The organism is Agriterribacter sp., from assembly GCF_035444585.1.
In the GTDB taxonomy this organism is placed as follows: Bacteria; Bacteroidota; Bacteroidia; order Chitinophagales; family Chitinophagaceae; genus Agriterribacter.
In genome coordinates this window covers 1-12,397 of record NZ_DAOMOZ010000149.1, presented here as the reverse complement: position 1 = coordinate 12,397, position 12,397 = coordinate 1, and the positions used below count along the sequence as shown (strand labels likewise).

9 protein-coding genes and 1 pseudogene are annotated in these 12,397 nt (G+C 41.9%); 9 read left to right on the top strand and 1 reads right to left on the bottom strand.

All coding sequences use genetic code 11. The features are described 5' to 3' along the window. The 3 genes from PLH26_RS15105 to PLH26_RS15095 form a co-directional block, all read left to right on the top strand. A partial coding sequence (locus PLH26_RS15105) for a RagB/SusD family nutrient uptake outer membrane protein (protein WP_324586864.1) occupies positions 1–1,205 on the top strand: 1,205 nt, incomplete at its 5' end. A 32-nt stretch (positions 1,206–1,237) separates the two neighbouring features. Beyond that, positions 1,238–2,611, top strand: coding sequence for a DUF4832 domain-containing protein (locus tag PLH26_RS15100; protein ID WP_324586863.1), 1,374 nt, complete (start codon positions 1,238–1,240; stop codon positions 2,609–2,611). Between the two features lie 48 nt (positions 2,612–2,659). Then, entirely contained in the window at positions 2,660–3,517 is an 858-nt protein-coding gene (locus PLH26_RS15095; protein ID WP_324586862.1) for a PKD domain-containing protein, read from the top strand. Positions 3,518–3,724: 207 nt separating this feature from the next. Here PLH26_RS15095 and PLH26_RS15090 read toward each other — a convergent pair whose 3' ends face one another. After that, entirely contained in the window at positions 3,725–6,400 is a 2,676-nt protein-coding gene (locus tag PLH26_RS15090; RefSeq protein ID WP_324586865.1) for a hybrid sensor histidine kinase/response regulator transcription factor, read from the bottom strand. Positions 6,401–6,758: 358 nt separating this feature from the next. Here PLH26_RS15090 and PLH26_RS15085 point away from each other — a divergent pair, with 358 nt between their 5' ends. From PLH26_RS15085 to PLH26_RS15065, 6 genes and pseudogenes are all read left to right on the top strand, one after another. Further along, complete coding sequence (locus PLH26_RS15085) at positions 6,759–8,105, top strand: sugar porter family MFS transporter (protein ID WP_502876395.1); 1,347 nt, start codon at positions 6,759–6,761, stop codon at positions 8,103–8,105. A 59-nt stretch (positions 8,106–8,164) separates the two neighbouring features. Then, positions 8,165–9,874: a glycoside hydrolase family 32 protein gene (locus tag PLH26_RS15080; RefSeq protein WP_324586860.1), complete on the top strand. Its 1,710-nt coding sequence runs from the start codon at positions 8,165–8,167 to the stop codon at positions 9,872–9,874. A 12-nt stretch (positions 9,875–9,886) separates the two neighbouring features. Further along, positions 9,887–10,459, top strand: coding sequence for a glycoside hydrolase family 32 protein (locus PLH26_RS15075; RefSeq protein ID WP_324586859.1), 573 nt, complete (start codon positions 9,887–9,889; stop codon positions 10,457–10,459). A 14-nt stretch (positions 10,460–10,473) separates the two neighbouring features. After that, positions 10,474–10,656 (top strand): annotated as a pseudogene (locus tag PLH26_RS21810) (glycoside hydrolase family 32 C-terminal domain-containing protein); the annotation flags it as partial. A gap of 235 nt (positions 10,657–10,891) precedes the next feature. Beyond that, entirely contained in the window at positions 10,892–11,482 is a 591-nt protein-coding gene (locus PLH26_RS15070; RefSeq protein ID WP_324586858.1) for an RNA polymerase sigma factor, read from the top strand. An 87-nt stretch (positions 11,483–11,569) separates the two neighbouring features. After that, a partial coding sequence (locus PLH26_RS15065) for a FecR family protein (protein ID WP_324586857.1) occupies positions 11,570–12,397 on the top strand: 828 nt, incomplete at its 3' end.

Sequence of the window (12,397 nt, the reverse complement as noted above, 5' to 3'; positions counted from 1 at the left end):
ACTTAGCCTCCCTGCATAATTTTATACCGGCCAGCACGGGCTTCACCCGCTATTACGATGACTTCTATAACAAGATCAGCCGGATGACCATAACGATTGACCTCATTTCACGGTCAACCGTAAACGAAGATCTGAAGCGGAAGGCGATAGCGGAAGTACGCTGTGCACGCGGACTGCTCGCTTATACCCTGTTCGATCTGTATGGTCCATTGGTGGTTGCACCGCTGGAAACCCTCCAAAATCCATTGAAGGAAGAGCCTTTGGCAAGGTTGAGCAATGATGAAATGGTTGCTTTTATTGAAGCCGATCTTGAAGCTGCGGCTGCAGATCTGCCCTTGCCTAAAGACGCAGATTATGGAAGGTTTAATAAAGCATTGGCCAAAATGATCGATATCAGGCTGAACCTGCATGAAAAAAAATGGGACAAGGTAAAAGCATTATGTGATGATATTATCGCTTTTAACGCCTATACGCTCGATGATAACTATGCCGCAATATGGGACCTGGAAGGCGCCAGGAACAGCAAAGAAGTGATATGGGCGATCCCCTGCGATTATGCGGGCACCAGCGAAAACCAGTGGCAGCTGATGGTGCTGCCTTCCAATTACACTCCACAGGGGGGCTGGGGCACCATATCGAGCACATGGTGGTTTTACGACAGGTTCGAGGAAAATGACAAGAGAAAACAAATGCTCATTGCCGAATATACAGGCAGCGACGGCATTACCTACAACCGCAACAATCCCGGGATTATACTGGATAAGGGACCCATACCTTTAAAAATAAATGAAGATGCTGCAAGAACCACCAGTCTTACTACGGTGGATATTGTGATGTACCGCTATCCCGATGTGCTTTTATCAAAAGCAGAAGCGATTGCCAACGCCGGCGGAGCGCCGGATGCGGAAGCCATGGAGCTGGTAAATACAGTGAGAAGAAGAGCGGGGCTTGCAGACAAAGATCTGGCAGACTACAGTTCCCTGGGATCTTTTAATGATCTGATCTTACTCGAAAGAAGCCATGAGTTTTGGTGCGAGAACGGGCAATACAGGGCGGATCTTATCCGGCACGGAAAATTTGTGAGCCGCTGCCAGGAAGTAACGCAGTCTACCTATACCAATCCCAGTAAGGTAGTATTTCCTTTTTCGCTGCAAACGGTAAGTGAAGGGAAAGGTAAGTTCCTCCAGAACCCTGGCTATCAGTAAACGAAGAACCTTACTGCTCAAATAAAAAAACAATGATGTTTACAAATAAAGTATATAAAATAATTTCCGGGATAGTGCTGCTGTGCTGCTTCCTGGGCTGCAAAAGAACAGAAGCGGGTGATGATCCCGGCGGCGATAGCATAAAGTATGAAATATCCAATGCCGTCTTTCCCAATCCCGAAAGAGGCTTTATTAAAACGATGAGCGTATATGCCGGAGGAGCTTCCTTAAATGCTGACCAGCTCGGCATCTTAAGAAACCAGAACATTTCCATGATCCTACGGGTGTACTACCTGGATGCTTTTAAAGACCGGGCCATCAGCAATGCCGGGCTCTCCCTGATACAGGAAGACATGGATAAAATAAGGAATGCCGGTTTAAAAGTCATACTGCGTTTTGCCTATACAGACGATATGGAAGGAACCGATGCGCCTTATGCCGTTATTGAGCAGCACCTTGATCAGTTAAAGCCCGTTTTTGAGCACAACAAGGATGTGATCGCTTTTATGCAGGCAGGTTTTATCGGCGCCTGGGGCGAATGGCACAGTTCAAGCAACGGACTGGCAACCATAGAAAATGAAAAAAAAGTATTGACCAAAATACTGAGTGTTTTACCTCCGGAAATTATGGTGCAGGTAAGAACGCCGGCCGTTAAACAGCAGATATTCGGCAATACGGCTCCGGTAACCGCTGCCATTGCATACAGCAGCGACAGCCGCGCGAGAGTGGGGCACCATAACGATTGTTTCTTATCGGGCGGCACGGACTATGGTACGTATAATAATATTGAAGCGGAAAAAAAATACATAAGCGATGAAGCATTGTTTGTGCCTACAGGCGGTGAAACCTGTCCGCCCACCGGTGGATATGATCCAACCTGCGCCGAAGGAAGAAAGGAAATGAAACTGCTGAAATGGACCTACCTGAATTTAGACTGGTATCCTGCCACCATTAATGCATGGAAAGCCTCCGGTTGCTTTGATGAATTTCAAACATACTTAGGATACAGGCTGGCCTTAACAGATGCAAAATTTCCGCAGGAGGCAGCAGCCGGCAGCAGTATTCCTGTCAGCATTAATATTACCAATAAGGGCTATGCGCCGCTATACAATAAAAAAAATGCTTTTCTTATTTTAAAGAGTAAAGCTACGGGAGAATATTATGAAAAATTACTGGCTGCAGATCTCCGCGCCTGTAAACCTGCCGGCACACTGGCTGTAAATGAAACCGTCAGCATAGCAGGTATACCCGCAGGCGATTATGATCTCTCTTTGCGGATAGCAGACCAGGCCGACAACCTGAAATTAAGAAAGGAATATTCGGTACGATTGGCCAATGCGAATGTATGGACCGATGATAACAATGGTATGAATAATTTAAACCAGCAATTAACCATTAAAAATTAATGAGCAGGATAAGTTCTGATCAACCTCCTGTTCCAAAACTTGATAATTATGAAAAAAAATATTGTGTATTTGTCGGGCGTATTGTTCCTGCTCATTGCGGTATCCGCCTGCAAAAAAGAAAACAACAGCAATCTTAAATCGGTGTTCAGCTATGTAGCCGATGGCTTCAGGGTAACCTTTACCAATTTTTCCACCGGCGCAAAGGAATACCATTGGGATTTCGGTGATAAACCCGGCGACAGCTCATCATTAAAATCGCCCCAGCATATCTTTTCAAAAAAGGGCGATTTCCTCGTTTCTTTAACCGCTACTGATGGTGGTCAAACAAATACTTTTACAGATACAGTGAGCATTGTTGGTCCCAATATTAAGATTGACGGCGATTTTTCCGACTGGGAATATGTAGAATATGCCCACACGAACGATGAAAATTTTGCAGGGACCATACGCGCTATAAAAGCATTTGCAACCGCTCAGGACATCAATTTCCTGGTGGAGGGTACAGCCGACATGAAACTCGAATTAGTTGACATGTTCATTGACGCAGATAACGACCCTGCTACAGGGTATGGCGTTGCTGATTATCCTGCAGGCTCAGGTACGGATTATTTACTGGAAGGACCGGCGGCTTCACCCAGTTGGGGCAGTGTGTACATACATACAGGAACGCCGGCCGAATGGGTTTTCAACCCTGTTTCTTCATTTGACGCTGAAGCGAATTTTTCTGCCATCAAGCCGGTGAGCGGCAAAAATATCATTGAATTCTCCATAAAGAAAAGCGCCCTGGGCAGCATCAAGGGCTACATCAATTTCGCCCTGGTTGAACTTAATTCGGGCTGGTCGGCTATCGGGAGGATCCCGCAAAACGGAACCCCGGAATCTAAATTCATTGCCGTACAGTTGTAAGTGCTGATGGCTGCTTTGTAAGGTTATATGGTTGGTGATATATGCCACAAAGTCACTAAAGCACGAAGAAAACAAGGCATGATGTTCGTGACTTTGTGCCTCAGGGTCTTTGTGGCATATCTTTTATGACGGTCAGCCGGATATTAAAGCCCGGCACATGGGCAGGTTCTTGACGTGTTTAAACTTTCTATTGCGGTAGTTTAATTTTTATTTCCCTCTAAATTCTTTTGGTGTCAAGCCAAATTTCGATTTAAATACCGTTGAAAAATACGCTCCGGATGAAAATCCTGATTTGAAAGCAATTTCAGAAATAGTAAGATCCTCGTGTTGCATATAATATTTCGCCTTTTGTAATCGGGATGCTGTTATATAGTCATTCACACTGCAATTTAATATTGTTTTCATTTTTCTGTAAAGTTGGATCCTCGAAATTCCCATTTCCCTACAGATATCATTTACTCCAAAATTTTCGTTACGGATATTGTTTTCAACTATTGAATTGAATTGAATGATAAATTTGCGATCGGTTTTTTTAGATACCTGCGATTTGGCTCCGGAAAGGATTTCTCCTGAATAATGTTCTTTTATTTTTTCACGATTTTGGAGTAAACTGTTAACAGTCTCTTTGAGGAATAATAAATTGAATGGCTTGGTTATATACGCATCTGCCTGGGTTTCTATTCCCTCTGTTTTTTGATTTTGCTGATCTCTGGCGGTCAATAAAACAACAGGTATATGCGAGGTTCGAATATCGCTTTTAAAGATCTTAGTCAGCTCAAGCCCATTTTTTCCCGGGATTACTATATCACAAATAATCAGGTCCGGAATAATATCAAAAACGGATTGCAAAGCTATTGTTCCATTTTCAGCTTCTGTAATATGGTAATCAGCACTAAGTCTGGAGGTAAGATATTCCCTCATTTCCTCATTGTCTTCTATGATGAGTAAGGTGATGCCTGGAGCCAAAGCATTGCCGGAATCAAGATTGTTGTTTTTTCCCTTTCCATATAAATCGTTATCATATAAATCGACTGTATAAATATCAGAATCTTCATTTATAACCAACTTTCGGGATGCAGAGGTTATTAATTCATCCTTTTTAAAATGTGAATTTCCAAGAGGTAAGGAGATTTCAAATATGGACCCTTTCTTCTTTTCACTTTTTACTGATATAGTGCCATGGTGCAATTCTATTAATTCTTTTGACAGGGCAAGCCCAAGTCCGGTACCTTTATAATTTTCATATTCGCCCTGAAAAAAAGGCTCAAAAGCATGTTCTATGACTTCTTTTGTCATTCCAATTCCGTCATCTTCTATTTTTAAAAGTGCATAGTTATTATTCTTTCTGATAGTTACGTGCACCATTCCATGCTCTTTTGTAAATTTAAAAGCGTTTAATAGTAAATTAAAAATGATCTTGTCAAGCATGGTGGTATCAAACCACACATCAAGTTTTCGCTCACTGAATATTAACTGGAGATCGATATTTTTGTTTTTTGCCAGGGGTTTAAAGGCATCTACAATATATTTTGCAAACTCAACAAGATCGTTATCTGATACCCGCAATGGCATCTTGTTAAATTCAATTTTTCTAAAATCCATTAGTTGGTCAATTAGCCTGTATAACCTTACTCCATTTCGCTGAATTAACTGTAAGGACTGCTTTATATCCTGCTGTATTCTTGTGTTTGAAATTAACTCTTCTAATGGGGAAAGGATTAGGGTGAGAGGAGTGCGAAATTCATGTGATATGTTGGTGAAGAAGTTAATTCTTGCCTGGTGCGCTTCCTCCGTTTTTGCTGATTGCTCAATTAACCGGTTGCTTTGCCATGAAATTTCTTCATTTTGTAATTGAAGCTGTTTGGTAATCCTTTTATTTTTTCTCCAGGAGAAGTATACAGTTGAGCCAAGCAGTACCACAAGGACAAGAACAATGACCAGTATATTATTAAAAATTCGTTGATCGTTATAAATATTTATCTGTTTCTTTAAGATGTTTTGTTGCTTTTCTATATTTTTTTGTTGGGATTTAATTTTTTCAGATTGGAGCTTCATTATTCTGACGTTGGTAGAATCCACTACTAAAGTGGGAAGAATGGCCTCTTTTTTAAAATTTTGCTTTTTTAAAATCTTAATAGCCAATTGGATCGCCTCTTCTCCGCCCGTAGGATAAAGTACGGAGGCCGTTATCTGATGATTCTCTATAAATTGAAGCCCTGCATCCGGACCCGATAAAGCATCAATACCGATGATCTTAACATTCCTGTTTTCGTTTAATCTTTTTAAGACCTCAAATGCCCCGTTAGCCATTACATCATTGTGAGCAAAAATCAGGTCTGCCTCTTTTATGTGTTCCGGTATTTTTGAAAGAGCTTGTTGCGCATTATGTTCAACCCATTCTCCATTTATTTCACTGATTACCATTAAACCGGGGTATTTTTTTATTGCTTCCGCAAACCCTTTCTTTCTTTCCATCGCGGGAGATGAGCCTGGAAGTCCGGTTATTTCAATAATATTCCCTCTCCTGCTCAATAAATTAGAAGCATATTCGCCAGCCAAATAACCAATTTGATAATTGTTTGCACCAACGTAAGCAGTATAGGAATCAGAAGAAATTTTCCTGTCAATAACAATTACCGGGATTTTGTTGTCGTAAACTTCATTTACAATTGGAGTAAGCGGCTCTGCTTCGTTAGGTGAAATAATAAGCAGGTCAATTTTTTGTTTTATTAATTCCTTTACCTGTTCTTTTTGTTTCTCACTGCTACCATCAGCATCTTTGTAGATAAACCGGATGTTATCATGGAAAGCTAATTCCAGTTTCATTCCTTCAAGCATCGATTGTCTCCATTTGTCAGATGCTACACATTGAGAAAATCCAATGATATACTGTTTTTCTTTTACTTTTTCATTGCATGAGAAGTAAATAAAAGCAGTAAAAATTATGATGAAAAAAGACTTTTTTTTTTGTACGCATGGTTTTCGGTATTCTCCTTGATTTGAATTTAAAGGATTTTCTAATAATAATAAAAAATTAAATAAAACAATGCAACAATATTGAAAACAATTGATACAATTCTATTAATACTTTTAATTTTTATTAAAAAAGCATCTTATAAAGTAGCGTTAATTAGCTAATTGTCCTTCATTTTATTTTGAAACAAAATTGAATGGAAATGTAAGAATTTCAAAAGGCAGGATCTTTAATTTACATCTATATTACAATCTTAAAATGAAAGATGTGAATAGAAAATTATTGCTTTGGAGCATTGTTGTAGCTCTAGGGGGATTTTTATTTGGTTTTGATGTTGCTGTTATCTCGGGTGCCGAACAGGATGTAAAAAGGATATGGCACCTTAGCGATGTATTTCATGGAATAGCTATAGGAGTAGCTTTATATGGTACCATAGCCGGCGCCCTTTTGGGAGGTATCCCAGCTACCAGGTTTGGAAGGAAGAAAACATTGCTTTGGATTGGAATATTATACCTGGTTTCAGCGATTGGTTCGGCGATTGCTCCCGGTGTTTATATTTTTATGGTATTTCGGGTACTTGGGGGCTTAGCCATTGGTGCCTCATCTGTGGTAGCTCCCATGTATATCACAGAAATTGCTCCGGCAAAAAACAGGGGAAAACTGGTTGCTACTTTCCAATTCAATATAGTTTTTGGAATATTGATGGCCTATTTGTCCAACTATTTACTACAGGGGGTTGGCGGTGAAAATAGCTGGCGGTTAATGTTGGGCGTTGTGGCTATCCCTGCACTTATCTATACTATACTCGTCTTTTTTGTTCCTGAGAGCCCGAGATGGCTGATTGTCCGCAGAGGCGATTACGACACTGCCCGTAAAACATTAGAGGTAAGTGATCCTTTGGGTGTAGATGAAGCCATTGAAGCGCTTCACAGAACTATTAACGAGGATAATCAAAAAGAAAGCCTTTCGGTCTTTTTCAGCAAAAGGTTCAGTGTCCCTGTTTTTTTGGCAATTTTAATAGCTTTTTTTAACCAGTTGTCAGGCATTAATGCGATTATATATTTTGCGCCACGCGTTTTTGAACTGGCAGGTATAGATAAACACGGTGCTTTCCTTCAGAGCGTGGGAGTTGGGCTGGTTAACCTGGTATTTACAATGGCTGGCCTGTACATGATAGACAGGTGGGGCCGTAAAAAATTATTGCTGATTGGCTCCATAGGTTACATCATTTCGTTGACATCTGTAGCGGCCGCCTTTTATTTTAATTGCCTGGGCGGAATGATAGTCCCTTCGCTTCTCTTTCTGTTTATTGCCTCTCATGCAATAGGGCAGGGCGCGGTAATCTGGGTATTTATTTCAGAGATCTTTCCAAATAGTGTGCGTGCATATGGACAATCTCTCGGGGCTTCAACACACTGGATCCTGGCAGCAATAATAACTACCATATTTCCTATACTGGCAGTAAAAATTGGGCCTGCGCCCATTTTTGCCTTCTTTGCCATCATGATGGTTCTCCAATTATTATGGGTAATATTTTTTATGCCGGAAACGAAAGGGAAATCCCTTGAACAGTTAGAAGCAAAACTCATTAAAGCGAAGCCGCATGAAATATAAAAAAGTATGTTGAAATAGAAATCTCATATAATAAAAGCTAAAAATAAAAATTTAAACTCATGAAAAAAATATTTCGATGCATTCCAATAGTTATTATGGCGATGTTGGGTTATTTTCTATCCTTTGGGCAGGCCGACAAACCACCATATATCTCATCCGTTCCAAAATATACTTTTTCTAACACATTGCCGGAGCAGGAAAATGAGCTCAGGAATAACCCATTGCTTAAACGTTTTGCTGGGTCACGTAAAAAGCAGTCTTCAGATCGGTATCGGCCTCTCTATCATTTTGTAAGTCCTGAAAGTACAATGAATGATCCCAATGGATTGAGTTTTTGGCAGGGTAACTGGCACCTCTTTTACCAGGCCTACCCGCCGGAAGACAGGCGTCAGCACTGGGGTCATGCGATCAGTAAAGATCTTATTCACTGGAAAGATCTTCCCTATGCCATTTATCCTGGCCCGGAACGTGCAGTTTATTCTGGTGGAGCATTAGTTGAAGATGATCGTGTTATTGCTATGTATCATGGAACGGAGGTTGGAAATATGGTAGCTGTATCTTCAGACCCATTGCTTCTGAACTGGGAAAAAGTCACTGGTAAGGCAGTTATTCCCATACGTAGCACTACAGGATTTCCTCTTCCTCATAGTGTGTTCGATCCTTCAATTTGGAAGAAAGATGGGGTATATTATTCGCTTTCTGCAGGCAGGGCGCCGAAAGGGCCTGGTGGACGGAAAGTTCCTGTTATATACCTTTTCAGGTCAAAGGATCTTGCAAATTGGGAATACATGCACGAATTTATTGAAGGGGACCGCTTCACACTGGTTGGAGATGATTATGCTTGTCCTTACTTCTGGCCTATTGGAAACCGTTATATTATGCCATTCTTTAGCCACATGAGCGGAGGACAATATCTGTTGGGAGACTATGATAAAAAAAGGGATAAGTTTATGGTGACCGATGGAGGCAAATTCAATTTTGGACCTGCGTCTCCTTCCGGTGTACATGCACCATCTGCTACTCCTGATGGTAAAGGCGGCGTCATAATTATCTTTAATATGAACCCGGGAAAACCCACGGGCGAATGGAACCAAATCATGTCGCTTCCGAGAAGACTAACCCTGATTGGTAAAGATGATTTGCGTCAGGAGCCTGCGGGAGACATTGAATCTTTACGGTATAATCATCAGGTTGTAAAGCCTATGGTCTTGCCTGCTAATAAAGAAGTTGTTCTGGGAAATATTAAGGGCAGCTCTATGGAGATTAATTTGGAAATTGATCCAAAAAACGCACCGATGCTCGAATTAAATGTTTTACGCTCTTCAAATAAGGAAGAATTTACACGTATTGTATTTATGAAAGAGCGTGGAATGGGTTCCGGTCGAGACTATCATTTTGGAGAAGTAGCCGCTTTACGAACAGACCCGCCAGCCATTAGAACAGCTTCCTCAGCACCTCCAAATCCGCGTTCAAGAGAAAGTTTAATAACGCTCGAAACGTCTTACTCTTCTCTACACCCGGATGTTCACCCAAGAGGGCCAGAAACAGCCGCTTTTGAAATGAGCCCGGGTGAGAATTTAAAGCTTCGAATATTTGTTGACAAAAGTGTCGTTGAAGTATTTGTGAACGGAAAACAATGCGTTGCCGCAAGAGTTTACCCAAGCCGTAATGATGCAATTGGTGTTTCTATTCGTTCACAGGGGCAAAATAGTGAATTAAAAATATTGGAAGCCTGGCAAATGAAGAAAATTTACGATATAGATAACTAAACAAGTAAAATAATGAAAAAAATAATAGTTGTCTTCACATTGATTATTCTTGTTCTTTTCGGGCACAATCTATCCTTTGGGCAGGCCGACAAACCACCATATATCTCATCCGTTCCAAAATATACTTTTTCTAACACATTGCCGGAGCAGGAAAATGAGCTCAGGAATAACCCATTGCTTAAACGTTTTGCTGGGTCACGTAAAAAGCAGTCTTCAGATCGGTATCGGCCTCTCTATCATTTTGTAAGTCCTGAAAGTACAATGAATGATCCCAATGGATTGAGTTTTTGGCAGGGTAACTGGCACCTCTTTTACCAGGCCTACCCGCCGGAAGACAGGCGTCAGCACTGGGGGCATGCGATCAGTAAAGATCTTATTCACTGGAAGGATCTTCCCTATGCCATTTATCCCGGCCCGGAACGTGCAGTTTATTCAGGAGCAACATTAGTTGAAGAAAATCGCGTGATCGCTATGTACCATGGAACAGAAGTTGGAAACATGGTCGCTGTATCCAATGATCCGTTACTTTTAAACTGGGAGAAACTGAGTGGCAATGCTGTAATTCCAAATAAAAGTTCTACTTAAATCCTGATGAAACCGTTAAACTCAGAATCTTTATTGATAAGAGTGTTGTAGAGGTGTTCGTGAACGGAAAACAGTGTGTAGCAATGAGAGTATACCCCGGAAGAGACGATAGCAAAGGTGTGTCAATACGATCTCAGGGCCAGGATGCAGAACTTAAATCTCTTGACGCCTGGCAAATGAGAAGTATATATAAATAGATCACAATACAACCGAATTGGCACCAGGTTATCAGGTTAATTAAAATGCTCATAGAAATTCACGAATGGATATTTAGGTCTTGTCAATGAATAATCAATGAGATAAAATGGTGGCCCTGATTAGGAAAGCAGCTTAACTCAAATGCTACAATTTTAAATGCACCCTAAATCTGATATGGTTGAGTTGAAACTTTTTATATAGATTTACACAGTTAAAAAAGTTTAACGAATTATTTTGGCAAACAACCCTTTACATACCGAAGCCTGGTTACTGGATCAGTTAAAAAACGGAAGTGAAGCAGCATTTACGCAGCTATACGACCGTTATCACAGGGGGATATATGCCTATCTGCTCGGTTTTGTAAAAGTGTCTTCACTGGCCGAAGACCTTGTTCACGAGGTATTCATGAAGATATGGGAAGCCAGGGAGCGCATGGAGATCACTACTTCTTTTTCTGCCTATTTATACAGGATATCACGCAACAAGGCGATTGACGCATTGAAAAAAATAGCAAAAGATGCAACGCTTCGGAAAGAAGTGCTGGAATGGATGGATCCGTGTACCACCGATCCTGAAAATGACAGGCTCAACCGCTATGAAGCGCTGTACCGCGACGCGGTTGCAGCGCTAACGCCACAGCGCCGGAAGACTTTTATCCTTTGCAAGGAGAAAGGAAAGACCTATGAAGAGGCGGCGCTGGAATTGGGCATTTCCCGCAATACGGTAAAAGAGCACATGGTACAATCGCTGCGTTTTCTGCGCGCTTATTTTGCCGAAAAAGAGCAACTTACCCTGCTGATCATTGCATTGGGCAGTTTTTTTTAAAAAATTGTTTTTTCACCCACCCTTTTTTCATCTTCTGCAGTCACATAGTACTGGATGACCTTTTCAGGGCTCCTTTTTAACAAACATATGCATAACAAACAAGACCATTACAGGGCGCTTTTGGAAAGTTATCTTAATGAAGAGATCGGCAGAGAAAAGGCAGAAGAACTTTTTGAATACATAGCAACACATCCGGAAGAGGTGTCCGCACTTTTGGGTCCGGACGACCGGTTGCGTTTTGAGGAAATGATCCGTATGGATCTTACGCGCGGAGACACCGTGGGTAAACGAGTACGTGAACGGCTTTTGCAGGATATCACAGTGCAGGATGAGCAGGTGAACGAAGATGATATCCATCCCACACCGGTATGGCACCTGTTAAAGGCAAGATGGCACTGGGCTGCCGCGGCCGTATTGGTGTTAGCCGCGGGAATATATTATATGCAGTTGGGAACGCTGAAACCACAGTCGCCTGCTGCCCGGACAATGGTTAAGTCGCCGGATATTGAACCGCCGCAGTTGAGCCAGGCCATGATCACGCTGGCCAACGGGCAGAAAATAGCCCTGCAAAGCGCAGATAAAGGCACGCTGGCCGAGCAGGGGAATGTGCAGGTGGTTAAGCTTGCCAACGGGGAAATTGCCTACCGGCCTTCCCCCGGTACAAAGGCAGGCAGTGTGGTGTACAATACCTTATCGAACCCGAGAGGGAGCAGGGTGATCCAAATGACCCTGTCGGACGGCTCCGGGATATGGCTGAATGCCGGCTCTTCTGTTACTTACCCGGTAATGTTCACCGGGAGCGAACGGAAAGTATCGGTTACTGGGGAAGTCTATTTTGAAGTAGCGCATCATGGCACCATGCCTTTTATTGTGAGCAAAGGAGAAACGGATATAACAGTGCTGGGTACCCGCTTT